Here is a 21,715-nt window from a genome sequence, read left to right as displayed (position 1 = left end):
GTTAGCACGGCGGCCGCATATGTCGATGGGGTAGGGACTTAGGGCACATTCCTGATGGCCGGATCACATACGGAAGACGCCGAACCTGCCCTGTTCGATCGGTGCATTCAACGACGCGGAAATTGCCAGGCCAAGCACGCGGCGCGTATCGGCCGGGTCGATGATGCCGTCGTCCCAGAGCCGCGCGCTGGCGTAGTACGGATGGCCCTGCCGCTCGTATTGCTCGCGTACCGGTGCCTTGAAGGCTTCTTCGCCCTCGGCGCTCCAGGTACCGCCGCCCGCTTCGATGCCATCGCGGCGAACCGTCGCCAGCACCGACGCGGCTTGCTCGCCACCCATCACGCTGATGCGCGCGTTGGGCCACATCCAGAGGAACCGGGCACCATAGGCACGGCCGCACATGGCGTAATTGCCGGCGCCGAAGCTGCCGCCGATGACGACGGTGAACTTGGGCACGTGGGAGCACGCCACGGCCGTGACCATCTTTGCGCCGTCTTTGGCAATGCCGCCGTTCTCGTATTTGCGGCCGACCATGAAGCCCGTAATGTTCTGCAGGAACACCAGCGGAACATTGCGCTGGTTGCACAGTTCGATGAAGTGCGCGCCCTTCTGCGCCGACTCGCCGAACAGAATGCCGTTGTTCGCCACGATACCCACCGGATAGCCGTGGATGTGCGCGAAGCCGGTGACCAGCGTCTTGCCGTAGCGCGCCTTGAACTCGTGGAACTCGGAATCGTCGACGAGGCGCGCGATGACCTCGCGGATGTCGAACGGGCGTCGCGTGTCCTCGGGGATCACGCCGTAGAGTTCTTCCGCAGCAAAGCGCGGCTCACGCGGTGGACGCAACGCCAGCGGCTGCGGCTTAACCCGGTTGAGCGAGCCGACGATGTCACGCGCGATGGCCAGCGCATGCACGTCGTTCTCAGCGAAATGATCCGCTACGCCGGACACGGATGTATGGACATCCGCACCACCCAGGGCTTCGGCATCGACCACCTCGCCCGTGGCGGCCTTCACCAGAGGCGGGCCACCGAGGAAGATGGTGCCTTGCTCGCGCACGATGATCGTCTCGTCGCTCATGGCCGGCACGTACGCGCCGCCCGCGGTGCACGAGCCCATCACCACGGCGATCTGCGGAATGCCCTGGGCACTCATGCGCGCCTGGTTGTAGAAGATTCGTCCGAAGTGCTCGCGATCGGGGAAGACTTCGTCCTGCAACGGCAGGAACGCGCCGCCGGAATCCACCAGATACACGCAGGGAAGGCGGTTTTCCATCGCCACTTCCTGCGCGCGCAGGTGCTTTTTCACGGTCATCGGAAAATACGTACCGCCCTTGACCGTGGCGTCGTTCGCCAGCACGACCACTTCCTGGCCCATGACGCGGCCGATACCGGCGATGATGCCCGCGGCAGGTGCTGCACCGTCGTACATCCCATGTGCCGCCAACGGCGCCAGTTCGAGAAACGGAGAGCCCGGATCGAGCAAGGCCCGAATGCGCTCGCGTGGAAGGAGCTTGCCGCGCGCGACGTGTTTCTCGCGCGCTTTGGCGCCGCCGCCCTCGGCGGTCACGCGCAGCGTTTCGCGAAGATCCTCAGTCAGCGCGCGCAGGCGCTGGCTGGCCGACTGGAACTCGGCGGAACGGGTGTCGATCTGCGATGGAAGAATGGGCATGGGCGTTCGCGCAATGACGAAACGGCCATGATAGCGGGCAGGGCCTCGGCGAAAACGCTGCGCTGCGGCAGCGCGCATAAAAAAACGGCCACCCGAAGGTGGCCGTTTTCATTCATCGGAAGCGAGCCTGAAGGCTTACTTCTTGCTGTCGTCCGCAGCGCTCTTCGCGTTGTCGGCAGCGTCCTTGGCCTGGTCGGCAGACTTGTCAGCCTGGTCGGCAGCGTTGGAAGCAGCGTCCTTGGTGGCGTCCGAAGCGCCGCCAGCGGTCGAGGCCGAAGCAGCAGCCTGGGCCTGCGAAGCAGCGTCCTTGGCCTGGTCAGCGGACTGCTGAGCCTGGTCGGCGGCCTGGGAGGTCGCGGCGTTCTGCGACTGGTCGGCGGCCTGCTGGGCCTTGTCCGCCTGCTGCTGAGCGTCGGCGGCCGACTTCTGGGCGTCTTGCGCGGAATCCTGCGCGCCGTTGCTGCAAGCTGCCAGAAGCGCGACGAGCGCAGAGGCGAGAAGGGTACGCGTCAAATTCATTGTGTTTCTCCTTAGCCGTGGAATGCCGTGAGGCGGGCGTATTAATAGCTCAGTTGTTGATACTTAGCTACACATTGTGCCATTTCGCTTCAGGGCGCATTAAAGCCGATGGATATGGCGTGACGATTAATCCATCAATATCTGTCGACGTCGGGTTCACACCAATTCGATGGCGATCGCCGTTGCCTCGCCGCCACCGATGCACAGCGCGGCGACACCCCTTTTTGCCCCACGCGCCGTCAACGCATTGAGAAGGGTGACGACAATGCGCGCGCCGCTGGCACCGATCGGATGGCCCAGGGCGCAGGCGCCGCCGTTGACATTGAGCTTGTCGTGGGAGACGCCCAGTTCGCGCATGACCGCCATCGGCACCACGGCAAACGCTTCGTTGACCTCGAACAGATCCACGTCCTCGATCTTCCATCCGGCCTTTTCGACGACCTTGGCGATGGCACCGACCGGGGCGGTGGTGAACCATTCCGGTTCCTGCGAATGCGTCGCATGGGCGGCAATGCGCGCGAGGGCAGTGACGCCGCGGGCCTTCGCCTCGTCGGCTGAAAGCAGCACGAGCGCCGCGGCACCGTCGGAAATGCTGGACGAACTGGCCGCCGTGATCGTGCCGTTTTCCTTGCGGAAGGCAGCGCGCAGCGTGGGAATCTTCGCCACGTCGGAACGGCCCGGCTGCTCGTCTTCGGCGAACGCCTGCTCGCCCTTGCGACCCTGGACGGTCACCGGAACGATCTCGTTGGCGAACGCGCCCGACTTCTGCGCGGCCTGTGCGCGCTCGACGGAAGCGATGGCATAGGCGTCCTGCTCCTCGCGCGTGAAGTGATACTTATCGGCGCACTGCTCACCGAACACGCCCATGGCCTGGCCGTCGTAGGGGTTGGTCAGGCCGTCCCACGCCATGTGATCGACCAGTTGGCCGTCACCGTAGCGAATGCCGGTGCGCGCGTTGACCATGTGCGGCGCATTCGTCATCGACTCCATGCCGCCCGCGACGACGATCGAGGCCGAGCCGGCCTTGATGAGATCGTGGCCCAGCATCAGCGCCTTCATGCCGGATCCGCATACCTTGTTGATGGTGGTGCAGCCGGTGGACACCGGCAGACCCGCGCCGAGCGATGCCTGCCGCGCAGGTGCCTGGCCGAGATTGGCCGGCAGCACGCAGCCCATGATCACTTCGCTGACGTCGGCGGGAGCGACCCCGGCGTGCTCAAGCGCGGCCTTGATGGCGACGGAGCCGAGCTTCGGCGTGGGGACGCCGGTGAACTGGCCGAGGAAGGAACCGATGGCGGTGCGCTTCGCGCCCGCGATGACGATGTCGGACATGGGGACTCCGTAGGACTCGGATGGCCGCCTTTCGAGGGCGGAAAACTCGTCGAGTATCGCAGTGGCGTTGGGGGCGGGGCAATCTGCGCCGCGTCACGCCGCCCTCCCGAATGGGGGCAATGGGCCGCTCTGCCAAGCCCCGGGGTGGCGGGATCGGCCTGGCGCCGCCCGTCCCGCCAGGGCCCGGCGTGCGCTCGAGCACGGTTTGGCGATCGCCTTGATCTTTCCCGTAGGGTCTTATGGCACCATCCGGTCCAGGGTGCCCACGGATCGCGGGCATGACATTGATGTCGAGTCAGGGGACAACATGAATACGATGCAACTGCCGCGTCGGCGCGACCTCGCGCTGGCCATCTGTGTGGGTATCGGTCTGACCGCCTGTGGCGGCGGTGGAGGGAACGGCGGCGTCCGCAGTTCGAACGTGCCTTCCGTACCGTCGAGCAATATTCCCTCGGTGCCGTCCAGCAACATTCCCAAGGACGACGTCCCCTCGTACAACATTCCCAAAACGCCGCCATCGTCGGGTGCGACGATCAAGCAGCCGCCCGCGGACGTGCAGTTGACGGCCACCAATGTGCAGGCCGCGCACGACGCCGGCTTTACCGGCGCAGGCGTCGTTATCGGTATCGTGGACTCGGGCATCAACGCCGCCAACCCGGCGCTCATTGGCCGCGTGGGCCCGCAGTACAACTACGTCGATCCCTCCACCAACAATCTCAGCGTAGGCGACGTGCTGGGTCATGGCACCTTCGTGGCGCAGGTGGCGGCGGGTCGTCCGGTCGGCATGTTCACTGGCGGCGTGGCACCGGATGCCTCGCTCGTCTCGGCGCGCATCATCGCTGACAAGGAGCCCACCGACGACGGCTCGGGCCAAGGCAACAAGGTCACCTCCGCCGATCCGCTGGGCGACGTCAACGCGAAGATGGTGGGCGCAGGCGCCCGCATCATCAACAATTCCTGGGGCGGCCTCTACTGGGATGCCGCCGATACCGCGACCACCGCCAGCTTCAGCAACGCCTATGGCGCGGCGAAGACCGGCGCCGCGCTGTTCGTCTTCGCAGCGGGCAACAGTGCCGACGCCAATCCGTCCACGGTTGCCGCACTGCCGAGCCTGGACGCCTCGCTGGCGAAGGGCTGGCTGACGGTCGTGGCGCTGGACAGCGACCACACCGACACGATCGCTTCGTATTCCAATCGCTGCGGGATCGCCAAGAGCTACTGCCTGGCAGCGCCGGGCACCGTCATCGTCACGTCGTCCGATTCGACCACCAGCAAGGTGTCCTTCGTCTACGGCGCGGGCACCTCGTTCGCCGCCCCGCAGGTCTCGGGTGCGGCGGCGGTCGTGATGCAGGCGATGCCGTCGCTTTCGCTGGACGACGTACGCCAGGTGCTGCTCGGCACGGCGGACGACCTCGGCGATCCGGGCCCGGACGCGATCTATGGCTACGGTCGTCTCAATCTCGGTCGCGCCATCCGCGGCCCGGCAAAGTTCGACTGGGGCGATTTCCAGGTCAACGTAACGGGCGGAAATCTGACCTTCGCCAACGACATCTCCGGCGCTGGCGGTCTGCAGGCCACGGGTAATTCCCGCCTCACGCTAAGCGGTACGAATTCGTATACGGGCGCTACGACCGTCGGTTCGACCCTGACGCTGGAGGCGATGCACGGCATTCCCGCAGCGCTCACCGTGCAGGGCAACGCCACGGCGATCGTCCACGGCGACATCGGCGGCGACACCCTCGTCTCGTCCATTCTGCAGACCGCCGACGTCACCACGCACGTCAACGGCAATTACACGCAAACGTCAACCGGGCGGTTATCGCAGTTGCTGGGCGCCCCGCTGATCGTCAGCGGCAGCGCTTCGCTCGCAGGCGATTTCTACGTGGCCGGTGCCGTATCGGGGTATGTGCCGACGTCGCACCAGCAGGTCGTCGGTGCGCAGTCGATCACCGGCACGTTCGCTACGACGACCAAGGCGAACGGCGTGTTCCTCAACGCCACCCTGCAATACCTGCCCAGCGAGGTGTGGATCAATACGACGACGCTGAGCGTCAGCCAGGTCGCGAGTACCAGCATGAGCCAGTCGGCAGCGGCGCAATCGTCGGCCCAACGTCTCGACGGCGCGTTCCAGCAGATCGACCAGAGCCTTTCGTCTTCTTCGGCCAGCGGCACGTCGTTTGCGACCGGTACGCTCGTGGCCGCGGGTGGCATCCAGCAGGCGGCGAACGTCCAGGTGGCGCAGGCGTCGCTCGAATCGCTGTCCGGCCAGCTCTACGCGGCAAGCACGGCCGTGACGCTGGCAGGCATCGAAGCCGGCAACGATGCCTTGATGACGCATCTCGACCAGCAGGGTGCCGGTGGCGCCTGGACGCAGGCGTTCAACGGCCAGGGCGGCTTGAGCCGTGGCGGTTTTGGCAACGTCGGCTTCAGCCTGGACGGTGGACTCGCCGGTACCGATGTGCGTCTCGGCAGCAACGGCTTTGCGGGCGTCGCGGTCGCGCAGATGCAGAGCAGCGGCCAGCTTTCCGGCACGTTCGATCGCCAGCGCAGCCGTTCCACCGAAGGCATGTTCTACGCGGGCTCGCGCGGTGCGAACTGGTATGGCGTCGGTCGCCTGGGCTTCGGCAGCTTCCGCGGCAATACGCAGCGACTGCTGCGCTTCGGTGACCAGGCGTCGTTTGCCGGTGGCGACAACACCGGCCGCTACAACGTGGCCTATGGTGAGATCGGCTACCGCACCGACGTCGGTGCGTTCTCGCTGTCGCCCTTCGCAAACGTGGAGTACGCGAGCATCCGGCGTGACGGGTTCCAGGAATCCGGCGGCGAAGGCTTCGGCCTCAGCGCCAACGGCCAGACCACCTCGCGCTGGCAGGCGGGTTTCGGCCTGCGCGCCGGCGCGTCGTGGCTCACCTCGGCAGGCAAGCTGCATCTCGATGCCAAGCTGGGCTGGCAGAACGCTTTCGCCACCAAGGGTGAGGTGTTCTCCGCGCGCTACACGGGCATCGCGCAATGGGCGCCGGTGGACGGTATCGGGCTTTCGCGTCGTGCAGGCACCGCAGGCATGACGTTGGGCTGGGATGTGAGCGAGCGCACGCAGGTGGGCCTGGACGTCGATCAGCGCTTCGCCGATCGCGATCACTCGCGTTCCGCAAGCGCCACGTTCCGCATGGCCTGGTAAACGAGTGGCGCTCTCGTAGGAGCCGCCACGGCGGCGAGGAAAAACTTGCCTTGAGGTTGGGCGATGGGGAGCCGGGAGGTGTGGGTCTCGGCTTCATCGCTTCGTTCGCTTCTCGCCGCTATAGCGGCTCCCACATCTGTTCGGTTTCCTTGATATTGGGTGATCTGGGCGATGGGAACCTGCGGGTGGGAGCCAGCCTGCTGGCGATTGGGACTTGCGGGTGGGAGCCAGCCTGCTGGCGATGGGAGCTTGCCTCACCGCTACACCGCTTCGTTGGCTTTTCGCCACCAGGGTGGCTCCTACCTTCGCTTCGGAGGTTTCGCGCCGCGATATAGCGGCTCCCTCATTACCCGGCGGCGGATCAGGATTTGCCGTGGAACAGTTCGCGGCCGATCAGCATGCGGCGGATCTCGTTGGTGCCCGCGCCGATCTCGTAGAGCTTGGCGTCGCGCAGCAGGCGGCCGGCCGGGTACTCGTTGATGTAGCCGTTGCCGCCGAGCGCCTGGATCGCCTCCAGCGCCACCTTCACCGCATTGGTGGATGCATTGAGCAGGCACGCTGCCGGATCGATGCGCGACTTCACGCCGTTGTCGAACTGCTGCGCCACCATGTAGGCAAAACCACGCGACGACTGCAGCGCGGTGTACATGTCGGCGACCTTCGCCTGCATCATGCCGAAGGTACCGATCGGCGCGTTGAACTGCTTGCGCTCGCGCACATAAGGCAGCACCAGATCGACCGCGGCCTGCATGATGCCGATGGGGCCGCCCGAGAGCACAAGACGTTCGGTGTCGAGACCACCCATCAGCACGCGCACGCCCTCGTTCACTTCGCCGACGATGTTCTCGGCGGGAATCTCGCAGTTCTCGAACACCAGTTCACAGGTGTTGGAACCACGCATGCCGAGCTTGTCGAGCTTCTGCGCGGTGGAGAAACCCTTCATGCCCTTTTCGATGATGAAGGCGGTCATGCAACGGCTGCCGGCAGGGCGCGGCGCGGTGCGCATGTAAACCAGCAGCACGTCGGCATCGGGTCCGTTGGTGATCCACATCTTCGTGCCGTTGGCGACCCACACGTCGCCCACCAGCTCGGCGTGGCAGCTCATGGAACCCACGACGTCGGAACCGGCGCCCGGTTCGCTCATCGCCAGCGCGCCCACCCACTCGCCGCTGGTGAGCTTCGGCAGGTACTTGCGCCGCTGCGCCTCGTTACCGTTGTGATAGATGTTCTGCACGCAGAGGTTGGAATGCGCACCGTAGGACAGACCCACCGAGGCAGAGGCGCGGGAGATCTCCTCCATCGCCACCATGTGAGCCAGGAAACCCAGTCCCGAACCGCCGTATTCCTCCGGCACGGTGACGCCGAGCAGGCCCATCTCGCCGAGCTTCAGCCAGAGGTCTTCCGGAAAGACGTTCTCGCGGTCGATGCGATCCGCCCGCGGCGCGATTTCCTTCTCGGCGAAGGCGTGCACGCTTTCGCGCAGGAGGTCGAGGTCTTCACCAAGGGAAAACGGGCGCATGCGTGGAACTCCGGAAGGCGAGAAAAGCTGCCCATCGTAGCGTGCGGCGGCAGCCAAGCCACGGCGCGACGCAGCAAAGGTCGTTCGATCGCGCTGCCCCGAGCAGGCAGCGCGCGGCAGCGAAAGCTGGCGGCGTTACTTCCCGCGGTCGTCCCGAGACGTCTGGCCAGGGTCGATGACGAGCGCCTTGGCCTGATCATCCAGCGCCTTGCTGTGATAGAGGTCGAGGCACTTGAGGAGATCGAACCGCACCCCCGGTGCTTCGTCTTCGGCAAGCGGGTTACGGTAATCGCGGGCCAGATAGCCGCGCACCAGCGTCGAGGTGGCCGAGGGCGCTTTCTCGAGGTCGTAAGCGGTCCAATCACGCAGCGCGCTGACACTGCTGCCGGCATCCATCGATGCCCCGTGATCGTTCTTGTACGCCGTGGCGATACACGTCGCGAGAACCATGTCCTTGTAGTTCTGCACATGGGTTCGGGTGCCGGCTTCCGGTCCTTTCGGCGTGGCGGGTACGCCCTGCGCCAGGACGATCGTCGGCAGTAGCCAGAGCAACGTCATGCCGATGGTTTGCCTGATCATGAAAGTCTCCGGACGTTTGCGCGATCTATTCAATACCTTAGTTATCGACATGGGTCACCGGACCGGATGCGCGAACAGGGCTGCGACTTTCTCGTGCACGCGGATCAGCAACAGGCATTGGTCGGCGACGAGCCGCATGGCCGGGGAGGGATCGGTCGCGGCGGTCTCTGGCAGCGCGAGTGGCGTTGTGGGTATCGAGGGCATGTCGCCCTGCCGAACACGCGTCGCGAGCTCGTCGAAGCGGTCGGCAACGGCCGAACACAGGGCAACGACCACGGCCGATTCGTTCGCGGGGAGCGCTCGCCGGTGGACGCCTAGCGTCGACAGATGCGACAGGCCCGCCTGCAGCGCGGCGAGCAGGCGCAGGGCCTGCTCGCCGCGCTCGCGGGAGTGGCCCGGCTCGGCAAGCAGTTCCGCCACGTTGCCGGCTACGGCCGCCTGCGCCGCATGCGCGTCGCGGCGCACGATGCGATAGGGCAGATCATCCTGCCTGCCGTTGGCGTACTGCGCCGCGATGGCGCGTAGGTAGTGCGCATACGCTAGCAGGGCATCTGCGGCGATGTCTTCGAGACGACGCACGCGCCAGTCCGGCAGCACGAAACGAATGGCTGCGATGGCGATGAAAGCGCCCAGTAGCGTGTCGAGCAGCCGCGGCCCGATGGCGTCGTAGCCTGCGCCGACAAGATCGAAGCACAGCAGCACGAACAAGGTGATGACGGCGGTCGCCAGCGTGTAGCGCCGCAGGCGGAAAGCGAAGAACGCCGCGCCGGTCGCCACCAGCACGGGGAGTCGCCACTCGCCGCCGGGCAACAATTGCAGCATGGCCCAGCCGACGACGAGGCCGGCGGTGGTGCCGGCGATGCGTTGCAAGGTGCGTCGACGTGTTGCGCCGTAGCTGGGCTGGCAGACGAACAGCGTCGTCATCAATATCCAGTAGCCATGCGTGGGATGCAGCAGACGCATCGCGAGGTAGCCGGCGAGCATGCCGCTCGCCAGGCGCATGGCATGGCGGAAATGCATGGAGCGGCGATCGAGGCGGACGCGAATGCGTGCGAACGCCTCACGCATGGACTCCGGCTCGCTGTCCTGCAGGGATACGTCGGTGCCTTCGCGCAGGGCGCCTTCGTCACCGATGGCTTCCTGCAGCCGTTCCATGTTGTCGAGGAGCGCGGTGAGCGCGTCATCGAGCGTCCGCGCCAACGTCTGGGTACGGCGGCAGTGCGCGACGGCGTTGCGCAGGTCGTCCAGGGCGGCGCGCGGCAAGGCGATCGTGCCCGTGGGCGCACCGTGGCGTACCGCATCGGCGCGCCCGCGGCAGGCGATGGCCTGCAGGCGAAGCAGGCGGCCGAAACGGAACATGACGTCGCTGTGATAAAGCGCTTCCGCCATCTCGTCGTACGGATAGTGCGACGAGGTGATGCGTTCGTGGATGTCCTGCGCCACGAAGAACATGGCCAACCGCGCGGCGGAGCGTCCGCGAGGCTGGCGGTGACCGATGCGATCCAGCAGCGCGGCACGGGTGGCGCCCAGTGCATCGACGGTGAGCCGGTTGCGTCGCGAGTATTCGACGGCAAGCGCGTCGCGGTCGAGGTCGTGGACCGGTTCGAACAGCGCGGCCTTGGCGTCGATCAGCGCGGCAAGCGACTCGAACAGGCGGGCCAGCGCGTGGCGCAGCGCCCGTTGCGGCGCGAAGGCGCTCCAGAGCAGCGAGAGCAGCCCGTACCACGCGGCGCCACCGAGGATCGCGAGTGTGCCGAGTCCTTCATGCTGCCCGGCGTGCACCGCGTCCGAGGCGATCATCGTATAGACCGAGAGGATCAGGGTCGCCGTGGCGATGGTCGCGTAGCGTCCGCTCGCGGCGCCGAGCATCACGAGGCCGAACGTGCCGACCGGCAACAGCAGCGCAAAAAGGAGAGGGGAGCCGATGGTGGCCTCGACGATCGTCGCCGCGGCGCCAAAGCAGGCTAGCGTGACGAGCAAGCCACGCAACCGGCCGCGCCAGGCGTCGTCGGTTTCGGCCAGCGCGCATGCGATGGCACCGAGCAGGGCCGGGACGATGGCCCCGGTGTCGCCTTGCCACGTGCACAGGGCGACGATGCCGGCATGCGCCAGGAAGACGCGGACGACGTCGGCGAAACGATCCGATTGGGCAATGCGATGAAGGAAACGCATGGATGTAGCTTATCGCGATGACGGCGCCGCTTCGCGGCGCGCCACCGTGGAAGGCTATCTCGCCGCGTTTTTCAGCACAGGCCGCCGTTGACGGCGAGCACCTGGCGGGTGATGTAACCCGCTTCGGCGCTCAGCAGGAAGCGGACGGCCGCGGCCACTTCCTCCGGCGTTCCCGTGCGTTCCATGGGAATGGCCTTGAGGATGTGCTCCACCGGCACTTCGGGTTCGAGCATGTCGGTATCGATGAGGCCGGGGGCCACGCAGTTCACGGTGATCTTGCGCTTCGCAAGTTCGACCGCCAGCGCCTTCGCGGCGCCGATCACGCCGGCCTTGGACGCGCTGTAGTTCACCTGCCCGCGGTTGCCGACAAGTCCGGACACGGAGGTGATGCAGACGATGCGTCCGACGGCTCGGCGTCGGATCATCGGCATCACCAGCGGATGCAGCACGTTGTAGAAGCCGTCGAGATTCGTGCGCAATACCTGATCCCAGTCGTCCCCGCTGAGCGCGGGGAACGCGCCGTCGCGGGTCAGACCGGCGTTGCAGACCACGCCGTAGTAGGCGCCGTGCGTCGCGACGTCCGCCTCCAGGGCGGCCGCCGTCGCGGCGCGATCGGCCACGTCGAACTGAACGATGCGCGCGGCGCGGCCCTTCGCCACGATCTCGGCGACGACGGCTTCGGCTTCGTCGCGACGCGAACGGCAGTGCACGACGAGGTCGTAGCCGGCATCGGCGAGGTTCAGCGCAATGGCGCGGCCGATGCCGCGGCTGGAACCGGTGACGAGGACGGTATCGGTCATGAAAGGCTTCCGTTGGAGTCGAGGTTGTTGCGGGGATCGAGGAACGGCGAGGGGTCAGGCGGGCTGAAGACGCTGAGGCGCGCCTCGGCATGCATGCCCGGAGCATCGATGCGGCAGGCGAAACCACCCATGCCGTCGTCGTCGTGGAAGCTGCGCACAGCTTCTATGACCAGGCGTGCGCCCAGCGGGAAGGCGTCCACGTTCGCGCGGTAGGTGCGCGTGCCAAGCAGGAAACCGGGACGGATGTCACCGCCGGCGGCAAGCACCTGGCAGCCATTCCAGGCGGCGATGGTCTGGGCCATCAATTCGACGCCCGCCCACGCGGGAAAGCCTGCGGCTTCCACGAAGGCATCGCCACGCCGCACGGTCCGCTCGCAGACGATGCGTTCCGCCTCCCAGGTCACGACGCGGTCGAGCAGGATCATCGTGCCAGCGTGCGGCAGCAGCGTTTCGATCGGCCAAAGCGTCATGCGTCACCCGCCAGGATCAGGCTCGCGTTGTTGCCACCGAACGCGAAGGAGTTGCTCATGAGATAACGCTGGCCCGAAGGCAGCGACGCCCCCTTTTCGGTGAAGGCGAGCGGGGGCAAGGCGGGATCGGCTTCGCCGTTCCACGCATGCGGCGGAAGTCGTCGCTGCGGGTCGTGCAGCGCGAGCCAGCAGAATCCCGCTTCGAGCGCGCCTGCCGCTCCCAACGTATGGCCGGTGAGCCCCTTGGTGGATGAGCAGGGCACAGCCCGGCCGAAGGTTTCCGCCATGGCATGGCTTTCCATGGCGTCGTTGTGCTCGGTAGCGGTGCCGTGCAGGTTCACGTAGTCGATCGTTCCGGGGTCGATGCCTGCCATGACCAGGGCGCGGTGCATGGCGTCGCTGGCGCCACGTCCATCGGGTGCAGGCGACGACATATGGTACGCGTCCGAGCTGGCGCCGCCGCCGACGAGGGCGACCGGCGCGGCGTCGCGGGTCATCAGGAACAGGGCCGCCGCCTCGCCGATGTTGATGCCTTTGCGCTCCAGGGAGAACGGCTGGCACCGTTCGGACGAGGTGGCTTCCAGCGCGTGGAAGCCATGCGTGGCGAGGCGGCACAGCGTATCGGCGCCGCCGCAGATCACGGCATCGCACAGGTCCAGCTTCAGCAAGCGCCGCGCGCTGATGAGCGCGCGTGCGCCCGACGTGCATGCGGTAGAGATTCCGTAGCAAGGCCCCGCCACGCCCAGCCACTCGGCGAGAAACGCGGCCGGTGCGCCGAGTTCCTGATCGCTGTAACGGTAATCGTCCGCCCAGGAACCATGGACGGCGCGCGCAGCGATCTGCGCCGTGGCCTCTTCGATGCCCGTGGTGCTCGTGCCCACGACGACAGCCACGCGTGCCGCGCCGAAGCGCGCGATGGCGGCGCGAATGTCGCCTTCTATTTCTTGCGCGGCGAGCAGCAACAGGCGGTTGTTTCGTGTGTCGCGATGCGCGAGGCCTTCCGGCACCGGCGGCAGAGCGGCGCCGACCTCGCCCAGAGGCAAGGAACGTCCGGGTACCCAGCCTTCGGTGGGGCGCAGACCGTGCGTCGCGGCGCCGAACAGCGCCTCCGCGACGGCGGCCTTGCCGACACCCAGCGAGCAGGCGATGCCGAGCGCGTTGAGATACGCGTGGCTCATGCGTCGGCGAGCGGCTTGCGTGCTGCCACGTTCACGAGGGTTTCTTCGCGCCGGCCGGGCGGCGGTGGCGCCTTGAGGCCCCAGCGCTCCAGCAGGCCGAAGTCCTTCGCGCGGCTCCACCACAGGTACGGTAACGAGACGTTGGCCTGCTCGAACACGAAACCGCGCTGGCGCAGCATCGCCAGGTATTCGTCGGCGCTTTTCTGCACGTGCATCGGGTGGCGGAAGAACCAGCGGATCACCCATGTGTCGATGTACGCCTTGGTCGACTCGGCGAACAGCAGCAGGCCACCGGGCTTAAGCACACGCCAGAATTCGTCCAGCGCACGTTCCTGCTCCACCAGGTGATGGAACGTCTGGTGGCAGAACAGGACGTCGACGCTCGCGTCGGGAAGATCGATGCGTGCGCAATCGCCCAGTAGCAGCGTGGCGTCGATGCCTTCGCGCTCCGCCTCCGCCTTTGACAGCGCCACGCTGTGCGGATCGGCGTCGAGGCCGATCAGGCGTCGCGGCGCGAACGCATCGCGCAGCAGGCGGAAGGAGCGACCCTGACCGCAACCCACGTCGAGCAGGGTGCCGCCGCTGACGGACGGATCGCCGACGAGGCGTTTCAGATCGTTGATGGCGACCCGCAGCACATGGTGTTGCCAGGTATGCGTACGCAGGAAGACGAAGCCGATGCGGGTTTCCTCGACGTAGGTGGCGCTGGCGTACTTCATGCGTGGGTTCCAGGGGCGGGGAGGGACGACACGGCGGCGAGTTGCCGCTCGATGTCGTCGACGAACACGGCAGGCGACACCAGTTGCATTTCGCCGTTCGCAAGGCTCACGGCGACCTGCACGGTGCTGCCGCGCGTGAGCCGTTCGCCCGTCGCGGCATCGCTGACGGTGTAGTGAATCTTCAAGCGGTTCTGCCATTCCACGAGTTCGGCGCGCACGCGAAGCGCCTGGCCGAAGCGCGCGGCGCGTGCGTAGCGGACCTGCAGGTCGATGATGGGCCAGACATAGCCGGCATCCTTCATGCGCACGTAGTTATGGCCGAGTTCGTCCAGCAGGACGCAGCGTGCTACCTCGAAATACTTGACGTAGTGGCCGTGCCAGACCACCTCCATCGAATCGACGTCGAAGAACGGCACCACGATATCGATCTCGGTGGCGTACACACCTTTAGCGCGCATCGGCGGCTCCGTGGGTAGCGTGCCAGTAGGCGTGGAAGTTGAACCATTGCAGCGGTGCGGCCAGACAGCGGTCGCCGAGCCAGGCAGCGTAGCGGCTGACGGCGTTCGCGATGATCGTGCTGCGACGGCCACGTTCCCAGGTGGCCGCGTCGTCGAAGCGGCGCAGATGGATGCGGTAGCGCTTGCCGTACTTCAGACAGCAGACCAGGTTGACCGGGCAGCGCAGCATCGCCGCGACCAGCCACGGGCCCTGGGGGAACGGCGCGGGGGCGCCGAGGAATGGCGCGTCGACGGTGCGGCCGCCATGCGCCGGCACGCGGTCGCCCGCGATGGCGATCCATTCGCCGCGATCGAGACGTTGCGCAAGGTCGAGCATCGCTGCGGTGTCGAGGTCGCCCACGTGCATGAGGTTCAGGCGACGATCGCCCGATTCGCCGAGCAGCCGATTGAAATGCGCCGCGTTGGGCAGGTGCATCAGCACGTTCAGCACCACGCCTTCGCCCAGTTCGGCCATGGCGCGGCAGACGTCGAGGTTGCCCAGATGGGTACACACCAGCAACTGCCCGCGCCCGCCCGACAATAACGCGTCGCGCACACCGTCCGGATCGTCCATGTCCACCGAGGACAGGCGCAGCTTGCCGCGCCATACGTCGAAGCGGTCGAGCATGCAGTCGCCGAAGGCGAAGTACTGCGCGAGCACGGGGCGGACACGCGGGAACAGATCGCTGCGGCCGCTCCACGCGGCGAGGCGTTGCTGGTATTCCGCCACGTGTCGGCGTGCCGCGCGTCCGGTCGCGAAGAAATACAGCACCACGAGCGCGATGACCGGCGACACGATGCGCCGACCGAGCACGCGGATCGCCATGGCGGTGAGCTTCATGCCGACGAAGCTGCCCCGTTCCTTCTGCGCGGCCCAGTGTCCCGTCGCTGCGGCGTCAGGCATGCGCCGTCTCCAGGCGGAGCTGGGCCGAGGACGCCGGTGCACCCCCCACGGCATAGGCGAAATGCAGTCGACCGCGCGCGGCATCGTGGCGAAGCGTCAGGCGCAGCGTGTCGCCCGGTCGCAGCAGGCGCTGGAACTTCAGTGCGTCGATGGCGCGGCACGTGCGCGGCGTACCCAGGCGCGCTGCGGCGAAGTCGAGTGCCCAGCCGATCTGCATCACCCCCGGGAGCACCGGCGCATCAGGGAAGTGTTCGGCGAAGCAGGCGAGATCGAGCGGAAGCATCAATTCGAGGACGTAGCTGTCGTCCTCCCGCCGCTCGGAGATGACCGTGGCTACCGTCGGCAGGGGCGCGCGCAGCAGCGCATCGGTCTCGCCCGGCTCCGGCAGTTGCGCCACGAAACGCCACGCCAGCGGGGTGGACAGGGGATCGTCGCCTGCGGCGTGCTGGCCCAGTTCGTTCACCAGGCCCGCGTGGCCATGGCGCAGCAGCGCGGTTCGGCCCGAGGGACTGAGCGCCACCACCATGCCCGGGCCGACCTTGCCGGCATAACCGCCCGCCGCTGCCGCCACCCAGGGATGCGATGCGAGCCGCGTCGCCGCGCCGTCCATGGGCGCCTTGTTGATCCGCCGCCGCAGGCGCTGGCGCAGGATCCACTCGCCGACGAAAAGGACACCCATGACGGAGTAGGCCAGGATGCCGTTGTAGAACGTCCACCACGACAGGGGGCCCCAGGCGGCGAGCAGCCCCGACACGGTGCCGTTCAAGGCGAAGAACGCCACCCATACCCAGGTCACACGGCGCGTGTAACGCACAGCGACCGGTGGCAGGTCGGGCTCGGCGACACGCGCGATGCGCTCGATCATCGGCGGACCGAATTTCAGGCTCAGGCCGAAGGCAGCGAGCAGCAGCGCGCAGATGAGGCTGGGATACCAGCGCAGCAGATGCTCCTCGCCACCGAAGGCGAGCACCGCGCAGTACACGAGGGTGATGCCGAGCATCCAGCGTCCGCCCGGCTGGCGCATCAGCGCGGGGGCGCGCACGAGCCACAGTGCGCCGAGGATCAGGCCGAACAACGGCGTCGACACGTGGTCCATGCCGAAATACACGATGAAGGGGTAGAGCACCCCCACCACCAGCAGGATGAGATCGCTCAGCTTGCGCATGACGACTCGCTCGCCTGCACGTAAAGGGCGAGGCTGCGCACGGTTTCGAAATGGCGGCGCGCCTCGCGAGAGTCCGACGCGATGGCGAGGCCGTAGCGGTTCTGCAACGCCAGCGCCAGTTCCAGCGCATCCACGGAATCCAGCCCCAGGCCCTGGCCGAACAGTGGTTGGTCCGGGGCGATGTCGTCGACGGCGAGATGTTCCAGCGCGAGCGTATCGATGATGAGGCGGGCGATGTCGCGTTCGAGATCGGTCATGCCTGAAGTTCCCTGGCGTAGAGCGCGTGGAGATGTTCGTTGATGCGGCGCGAGGCTATCGGCGCGGGAGCGCCTTCGCTGAAGGCCTCCACTGGAATGTCGTCGCCGACGCGCAGATGCATGCGCACGCGGCGATGCGGCACGCGATACCACGGCTCGGCCTTGGTCAGCGTCGTGGGCCGCACGGTGATGAAGACCGGCGTGATGACGCGCGCGCCGCGCACGGCGATGGCCGCGGCACCACGGTGAAATACGGGCGGCTCGCCGGGCGTGGTGCGCGTGCCCTCGGGGAACACGATCAGCGTCTGGCCTTCCCGCAGGACTTCGGCAGCGCGGTCGAGCATCTCGGCGCTGCCGTCGTTGCTGATGTACTGCGCCACCGTCACCGGTCCGCGCATGCAAGGGTTCTTCCACAGGCTGTGCTTGACGATGCAATTGGCGTCGGGCACGTGGCCGAGCAGGAACACCACGTCGATGAGTGACGGGTGGTTGGCGACGATCATCTGCCCCGGGCGACCCAGGCGTTCGAGCCCTTCGAAACGGTAGTCGAGTACGCCAGTGCGATACATGAACTGCGAATGCAGCCAGAAGGCGCGACCCACCGTGCGTCGCGCGCGGCGGCGCCGACGTGCCGGCGGACCGGGCCAGTGCAGCACGACCGGCAGAATCAGCACACGAAGCAGCACGCCACCGATGCCGAACAGCGCGAAGCTCAGCGCCGTGAAAACGAAGCGCCACGCCCAGGCGTCGCGGCGGCGGGTCACGCTATCGGCTGCCAGGTCCATCGTCGTGTCTTCCACGGGTGGTCGAGGGGCGCGCCGTGATGCATGGCGCGGACGAAGCGCAGGGCGTGCGGCAGGTCGTTGCCCGCCGCGCTGCCGTCATGGGCGCGCAGCGACAGCCGCCAGCGCGGGCCGGGCCCGGCCAACGACAGCCGCAACGCCAGCGTATACGAGAACGGTACGTCGTCGATCCATCCGTCATAGGCGGTGGCAGGACGCTCCTCGGCAATGACCGCGAGGACGGACGGCGCACCGTCCGCCAGCAGGGCGGCGGCCTCGACGATGGCGTGTTCGAACGTGTCGGCCTCGCCGGCCAGGGCGATCGATTCCCCGCGCTGGCCCCGCAGGATCGACCATTGGCCTGCAATGGCATTGTGGACGGACAGGCCGAACTGCGTCGGAGAGAGCGGCGCGCCTCGTCCGATCTCGTCGAGCATCGCGAAGGTGCGGGTGGTCTCGCCGTGGCGGGAGGCGAACACGAAGGGCAGTTGCTCGTCGTCGTCGCACAGCGGCCAGGCGGTGTGCATCACGATGCGCGCCAGGCGGCTCAGCCGGCGGCGCTGCATCGGCGGGACGAAATCGCAGGCCGGTTGTTCGCCGTGATCGACGATGGCGTGCGGTGCATCCGCCCAGGCGGCCCAGGCGGCGGCGTCTTCCACACCGGGTGCCCAGGCGCGCCATGCGTCGATGCAAAGCTCGATCACGTGGCTTGCTCGTCGAAACGGCGGAGGGTAAGCGCGGCGCAACTGCCACCGAAGCCGAAGGTGTTGGACAGGATGGTGTCGACGGCAAGGACGCGTTCGCCCTCGATCAGTGGTGCGTCCGCAAACGCAGGATCGCGCCGAACCGGCGTCGCACCGCCCAGCAGCACGCCCTCGGTCAGCATGGCGATGGAGGCGATGGCATCGAGTGCGCCCGCCGCGGCCGGCGCGTGACCGATCAGGCCCTTGATCGAGGACATCGGCGGCACGGGTGCGCCGCGCTCGCCGAACACGCGGCGCAGCGCCTCCCATTCGGCGAGATCGCCTGCCACGGTGGCACACGCATGCGTGTTCACGTAGTCGGGCAGGACGCCCGCGAGATCGATGGCCTGATGCATCGCCTCGGCCATGCCATCGGCTGCCGGGCTGATCATGCCGTCGGGGTCGGAGGCTGCGCCGTAGCCGGCCATCTCGGCCAGGATGTGGGCGCCGCGCGCCAGCGCGTGGTCCAGCGATTCCAGCACGAGCACGCCGGCACCGCCGCCGAGCAGGATGCCGTCGCGATCCGCGGCATACGGCGTGGACACCCGCTGGCCCGCGACGCTCGTCGTGGACAGCGCGTTCATCACGTCGAAGCACATGGCGGCCTTGTCGTGCAGTTCCTCCGCGCCGCCGCAGACGACGATCTCCTGACGGCCGAGCTGGATCCATTCCATCGCCTGGCCGATCGCATGAGCGGCACTGGTGCACGCGGAGCCGACGGTGAAACCGCGACCGCCGAAGCCGAACGCCTGGGTCAACGTGGCGGTAATGGCGCTCCCCATGCTGCGCGGCACGATGAACGGCGAGAGCCGACCGATGCCCTTCGCGTGGAAGATGTCGAGGCCTGCCTCGTATTCGCTGAGCGCCGCGGCACCGCCCATCACCACGCCCACGTCGCGTTCGCGCACGCGTGCCGCATCGAGGCTGGCTTCGGCGAGCGCTTCGCGTGTGGCGTGCCAGGCGAACTCGCCGGCTTGCGGCAGGTAGCGGCGGAGCTTGCGCGGCGGTGGTTCGAGCTCGGCGATATCGGCCGGCGCGCCGACCTGGCAACCCATGCCGAGCGCGGTGAACTCCGGCATGGCACGAAAACCCGCGCGTCCCGCGCGCAATCCGTCGAACAGCGCGCGCCGGCCTGCACCGAGGCAGGACACCGCGCCCATGCCGGTGACGACCACGCGCCGCATCAGGCGTACGCCTTGAAGACCAGCGAGGTGTTGATGCCGCCGAAGGCGAAATTGTTGCTCATCACGTACTCGGTGCGGATCTCGCGGCCCTCGCCGGTGAGATAGTCCAGCGCGGCGCATTCGGGATCGGGCGTGTCGAGGTTGATCGTCGGCGCGAACCAGCCGCCGCGCATCATTTCGATAGCCCACCATGCTTCCAGCGCGCCGCACGCACCCAGCGTGTGGCCTACGTAGCTTTTCATGGAGCTGATCGGTACGCCGCTGCCGAGCACATCGGCCGTGGCGTGGCTCTCCGCGACGTCGCCGCGGTCGGTGGCCGTGCCGTGCGCGCTGACGTAGCCGATCGCCGTGGCGGGCAGATGTGCGTCGGCGAGCGCCATGCGCATCGCGGCCGCCATCGTCTCGCGCGTGGGCTGGGTGATGTGCGCGCCATCGGAATTGGTGCCGAAGCCGACGACTTCGGCCAGGATGCGCGCGCCACGCGCCACGGCGTGCTCGTACTCTTCCAGCACGAGCGTGGTGGCGCCTTCGCCGACCACGAGGCCGTCGCGTCCGGCGTCGAACGGCCGCGGCGTGAGGTCCGCCGTGTCGTTGCGCGTGCTGGTGGCGAACAAGGTGTCGAACACGGCTGCGCCGGGACCGGAAAGTTCTTCCGCGCCACCGCACAGCATGAGCAACTGCTTGCCCTGCTGGATCGCCTCGTAGCCGTAGCCGATCGCCTGGCTGCCCGACGTGCATGCGCTGGACGTGGTGATGACACGGCCCTTGAGGCCGAAGAACACGCCGACGTTCACCGCGGTGGTGTGCGCCATCATCTGGATGTAGCTGGTGGCGGTCACGCCCTGCATGGACCCGGTTTCCAGCATGTGACCCACGGTACGCGCCGGTTCGATGCTGCCGCCGGAGGAGCCGTAGGCCACGCCCATGCGGCCATCGCCGATGCGCTCGTCGCCCAGCAGGCCGGCATCGGCCAGTGCGCGTTCGCTGGCCGCCACGGCCAGTTGCGCCACGCGGCCCATGGAGCGCACGTGCTTGCGCGACCAGTGCGGCGGCAGCGAGAAATCGTCCACGGGGACGCCGAGCCGGCCGTTGAGCTTGTCGAAGTAATCCCATTCGCCCATGCGGCGCACGGCGTTGCGGAAACGGCGCAGCCGCGTCTCGATGGTGACCCAGTCGTGGCCGAGCGGCGTGATGCCGCCGATGCCGGTGACGACGACGCGCTTCATGCCGCGTGCTCCCTTGAGACGATGGGTCGATTCATGCGTTGGTTCTTTGCCGCGTAAATTTGCGAGCGATCAGGCGTGGCACGCGCGGCAGCATGCCCAGCACGAGTCGCGTATGCATGGCGGTGATGCGAGCGTTGTCGCGCCACATGCGGAAGTGCGAAAGGCCGTCCTCCGGGTAGATGACCCGGGTCGGCAGGTTACGCACCGGCACGCCACGCCAGAAGAGCCGCACTGCGATCTCGGTGTCGAAGTCCATGCGCGAGGGCAGGGGCTTGCGCGCGATTTCCGCCCGCGTCTCGTCCAAGGGATAAAGACGGTAACCGCACATCGAATCGTCGATGTCGAAGGACAGCGTCTCCAGCCAGACGAACGCGTGGGTGAGGTAGCGGCCATAGAGGCGCGCGCGAGGCACAGAGTCGTCGTAGATCGGTCGGCCACAGACCATCGCGTTCGGTGCGGCTCGGCCGGCCTCGAGAAAGCGAGGCACGTCATTGGTGTCGTGCTGTCCGTCGGCGTCGATCTGCAGCACGTGGCTGTACCCCGCCGCATGCGCCGCGACGAAGCCCGCGGTGAGCGCCTTGCCCTTGCCGCCGTTCACCGGCAGGCGGATCAGGCGCAGGTCATCGCGTCCTTCGACCAGGCGGTCGAGCGCATCGCGCGTCTCTGCGTCGGACCCGTCGTCCACCAGGAACACGGGAAGGCCGTGCGTGACGAGCGCATTCGCCGTGGCGCCGACGGTGCGGCCATGGTTGTAGACCGGTATGACGGCGCAGGGCGCGAACGTTCGCGCCGCATCGCGCGGTCCGGGCCTGCCCCCCAC

20 protein-coding genes are annotated in these 21,715 nt (G+C 67.3%); 1 reads left to right on the top strand and 19 read right to left on the bottom strand.

The features are described from left to right. Window positions 1–63: 63 nt before the first annotated feature. The 3 genes from IM816_RS12460 to IM816_RS12450 form a co-directional block, all read right to left on the bottom strand. Window positions 64–1,671 carry a carboxyl transferase domain-containing protein gene (locus IM816_RS12460; protein WP_250338326.1) on the bottom strand — a complete coding sequence of 536 codons (1,608 nt, stop codon included), beginning with the start codon at window positions 1,669–1,671 and terminating at the stop codon, window positions 64–66. Between the two features lie 135 nt (window positions 1,672–1,806). Next, the gene (locus tag IM816_RS12455; RefSeq protein ID WP_072321560.1) at window positions 1,807–2,190 is read right to left on the bottom strand and encodes a hypothetical protein; all 384 of its coding nucleotides are present in this window, start codon (window positions 2,188–2,190) and stop codon (window positions 1,807–1,809) included. A 156-nt stretch (window positions 2,191–2,346) separates the two neighbouring features. Continuing rightward, complete coding sequence (locus IM816_RS12450; protein WP_072321559.1) at window positions 2,347–3,522, bottom strand: thiolase family protein; 1,176 nt, start codon at window positions 3,520–3,522, stop codon at window positions 2,347–2,349. A gap of 307 nt (window positions 3,523–3,829) precedes the next feature. On the opposite strand from IM816_RS12450, the gene IM816_RS12445 reads away from it, so the two are divergent. Beyond that, on the top strand, window positions 3,830–6,700 hold the full coding sequence (locus IM816_RS12445) for a S8 family peptidase (RefSeq protein WP_250338325.1): 2,871 nt from the start codon (window positions 3,830–3,832) through the stop codon (window positions 6,698–6,700). Window positions 6,701–7,061: 361 nt separating this feature from the next. Here the strand turns inward: IM816_RS12445 and IM816_RS12440 are convergent, their stop codons facing one another. From IM816_RS12440 to IM816_RS12365, 16 genes are all read right to left on the bottom strand, one after another. Continuing rightward, window positions 7,062–8,219 (bottom strand): isovaleryl-CoA dehydrogenase, encoded by a 1,158-nt coding sequence (locus tag IM816_RS12440; protein ID WP_072321557.1) that lies wholly within the window; start codon window positions 8,217–8,219, stop codon window positions 7,062–7,064. A 135-nt stretch (window positions 8,220–8,354) separates the two neighbouring features. Then, on the bottom strand, window positions 8,355–8,798 hold the full coding sequence (locus IM816_RS12435; RefSeq protein ID WP_250338324.1) for a type VI secretion system amidase immunity protein Tai4: 444 nt from the start codon (window positions 8,796–8,798) through the stop codon (window positions 8,355–8,357). Between the two features lie 54 nt (window positions 8,799–8,852). After that, entirely contained in the window at window positions 8,853–10,970 is a 2,118-nt protein-coding gene (yccS, locus tag IM816_RS12430) for a YccS family putative transporter (protein ID WP_250338323.1), read from the bottom strand. 71 nt (window positions 10,971–11,041) lie between these two features. Beyond that, window positions 11,042–11,770 (bottom strand): 3-oxoacyl-ACP reductase FabG, encoded by a 729-nt coding sequence (fabG, locus tag IM816_RS12425; protein ID WP_250338322.1) that lies wholly within the window; start codon window positions 11,768–11,770, stop codon window positions 11,042–11,044. Beyond that, window positions 11,767–12,240: a hotdog family protein gene (locus tag IM816_RS12420; protein WP_250338321.1), complete on the bottom strand. Its 474-nt coding sequence runs from the start codon at window positions 12,238–12,240 to the stop codon at window positions 11,767–11,769. The genes fabG and IM816_RS12420 overlap by 4 nt, the downstream gene beginning before the upstream one ends. Next, window positions 12,237–13,418 (bottom strand): beta-ketoacyl-[acyl-carrier-protein] synthase family protein, encoded by a 1,182-nt coding sequence (locus IM816_RS12415; RefSeq protein ID WP_250338320.1) that lies wholly within the window; start codon window positions 13,416–13,418, stop codon window positions 12,237–12,239. Before IM816_RS12415 ends, IM816_RS12420 begins: the two co-directional genes overlap by 4 nt. Continuing rightward, a complete protein-coding gene (locus IM816_RS12410; RefSeq protein ID WP_250338319.1) occupies window positions 13,415–14,137 on the bottom strand; it encodes a class I SAM-dependent methyltransferase in 723 nt (240 codons plus the stop codon). Before IM816_RS12410 ends, IM816_RS12415 begins: the two co-directional genes overlap by 4 nt. Continuing rightward, window positions 14,134–14,595, bottom strand: a complete 462-nt coding sequence (locus IM816_RS12405; protein WP_250338318.1) for an acyl-CoA thioesterase — start codon at window positions 14,593–14,595, stop codon at window positions 14,134–14,136. Before IM816_RS12405 ends, IM816_RS12410 begins: the two co-directional genes overlap by 4 nt. Then, window positions 14,585–15,538, bottom strand: a complete 954-nt coding sequence (locus IM816_RS12400) for a lysophospholipid acyltransferase family protein (RefSeq protein ID WP_250338317.1) — start codon at window positions 15,536–15,538, stop codon at window positions 14,585–14,587. Before IM816_RS12400 ends, IM816_RS12405 begins: the two co-directional genes overlap by 11 nt. Further along, entirely contained in the window at window positions 15,531–16,703 is a 1,173-nt protein-coding gene (locus IM816_RS12395) for an ApeI family dehydratase (RefSeq protein ID WP_250338316.1), read from the bottom strand. The genes IM816_RS12400 and IM816_RS12395 overlap by 8 nt, the downstream gene beginning before the upstream one ends. Continuing rightward, complete coding sequence (locus IM816_RS12390) at window positions 16,691–16,960, bottom strand: phosphopantetheine-binding protein (protein ID WP_250338315.1); 270 nt, start codon at window positions 16,958–16,960, stop codon at window positions 16,691–16,693. Before IM816_RS12390 ends, IM816_RS12395 begins: the two co-directional genes overlap by 13 nt. After that, window positions 16,957–17,745, bottom strand: a complete 789-nt coding sequence (locus IM816_RS12385) for a lysophospholipid acyltransferase family protein (RefSeq protein ID WP_250338314.1) — start codon at window positions 17,743–17,745, stop codon at window positions 16,957–16,959. Before IM816_RS12385 ends, IM816_RS12390 begins: the two co-directional genes overlap by 4 nt. Further along, on the bottom strand, window positions 17,721–18,446 hold the full coding sequence (locus IM816_RS12380; protein WP_250338313.1) for a beta-ketoacyl synthase chain length factor: 726 nt from the start codon (window positions 18,444–18,446) through the stop codon (window positions 17,721–17,723). The genes IM816_RS12385 and IM816_RS12380 overlap by 25 nt, the downstream gene beginning before the upstream one ends. Beyond that, window positions 18,443–19,669, bottom strand: a complete 1,227-nt coding sequence (locus IM816_RS12375; protein ID WP_250338312.1) for a beta-ketoacyl-[acyl-carrier-protein] synthase family protein — start codon at window positions 19,667–19,669, stop codon at window positions 18,443–18,445. Before IM816_RS12375 ends, IM816_RS12380 begins: the two co-directional genes overlap by 4 nt. Continuing rightward, entirely contained in the window at window positions 19,669–20,895 is a 1,227-nt protein-coding gene (locus IM816_RS12370; RefSeq protein ID WP_250338311.1) for a beta-ketoacyl-ACP synthase, read from the bottom strand. The genes IM816_RS12375 and IM816_RS12370 overlap by 1 nt, the downstream gene beginning before the upstream one ends. Before the next feature lie 31 nt (window positions 20,896–20,926). Continuing rightward, complete coding sequence (locus IM816_RS12365) at window positions 20,927–21,715, bottom strand: glycosyltransferase family 2 protein (protein ID WP_250338310.1); 789 nt, start codon at window positions 21,713–21,715, stop codon at window positions 20,927–20,929.

It is taken from the genome of Luteibacter flocculans (assembly GCF_023612255.1).
Lineage (GTDB): Bacteria > Pseudomonadota > Gammaproteobacteria > Xanthomonadales > Rhodanobacteraceae > Luteibacter > Luteibacter flocculans.
The sequence above is the reverse complement of the archived record's forward strand: the minus strand, read 5'-3'. Positions and strand labels throughout refer to the sequence as shown.

Bases quoted from the DNA above. Each gene is read 5' to 3' on its own strand.
- fabG (WP_250338322.1), bottom strand. From the start codon at position 11,770: ATGACCGATACCGTCCTCGTCACCGGTTCCAGCCGCGGCATCGGCCGC.
- IM816_RS12400 (WP_250338317.1), bottom strand. From the start codon at position 15,538: ATGCCTGACGCCGCAGCGACGGGACACTGGGCCGCGCAGAAGGAACGG.
- IM816_RS12435 (WP_250338324.1), bottom strand. From the start codon at position 8,798: ATGATCAGGCAAACCATCGGCATGACGTTGCTCTGGCTACTGCCGACG.
- IM816_RS12395 (WP_250338316.1), bottom strand. From the start codon at position 16,703: ATGCGCAAGCTGAGCGATCTCATCCTGCTGGTGGTGGGGGTGCTCTAC.
- IM816_RS12455 (WP_072321560.1), bottom strand. From the start codon at position 2,190: ATGAATTTGACGCGTACCCTTCTCGCCTCTGCGCTCGTCGCGCTTCTG.
- IM816_RS12440 (WP_072321557.1), bottom strand. From the start codon at position 8,219: ATGCGCCCGTTTTCCCTTGGTGAAGACCTCGACCTCCTGCGCGAAAGC.
- IM816_RS12450 (WP_072321559.1), bottom strand. From the start codon at position 3,522: ATGTCCGACATCGTCATCGCGGGCGCGAAGCGCACCGCCATCGGTTCC.
- IM816_RS12460 (WP_250338326.1), bottom strand. From the start codon at position 1,671: ATGCCCATTCTTCCATCGCAGATCGACACCCGTTCCGCCGAGTTCCAG.
- IM816_RS12445 (WP_250338325.1), top strand. From the start codon at position 3,830: ATGAATACGATGCAACTGCCGCGTCGGCGCGACCTCGCGCTGGCCATC.
- IM816_RS12410 (WP_250338319.1), bottom strand. From the start codon at position 14,137: ATGAAGTACGCCAGCGCCACCTACGTCGAGGAAACCCGCATCGGCTTC.
- IM816_RS12385 (WP_250338314.1), bottom strand. From the start codon at position 17,745: ATGGACCTGGCAGCCGATAGCGTGACCCGCCGCCGCGACGCCTGGGCG.
- IM816_RS12420 (WP_250338321.1), bottom strand. From the start codon at position 12,240: ATGACGCTTTGGCCGATCGAAACGCTGCTGCCGCACGCTGGCACGATG.
- IM816_RS12370 (WP_250338311.1), bottom strand. From the start codon at position 20,895: ATGAAGCGCGTCGTCGTCACCGGCATCGGCGGCATCACGCCGCTCGGC.
- IM816_RS12390 (WP_250338315.1), bottom strand. From the start codon at position 16,960: ATGACCGATCTCGAACGCGACATCGCCCGCCTCATCATCGATACGCTC.
- IM816_RS12405 (WP_250338318.1), bottom strand. From the start codon at position 14,595: ATGCGCGCTAAAGGTGTGTACGCCACCGAGATCGATATCGTGGTGCCG.
- IM816_RS12415 (WP_250338320.1), bottom strand. From the start codon at position 13,418: ATGAGCCACGCGTATCTCAACGCGCTCGGCATCGCCTGCTCGCTGGGT.
- IM816_RS12375 (WP_250338312.1), bottom strand. From the start codon at position 19,669: ATGCGGCGCGTGGTCGTCACCGGCATGGGCGCGGTGTCCTGCCTCGGT.
- yccS (WP_250338323.1), bottom strand. From the start codon at position 10,970: ATGCGTTTCCTTCATCGCATTGCCCAATCGGATCGTTTCGCCGACGTC.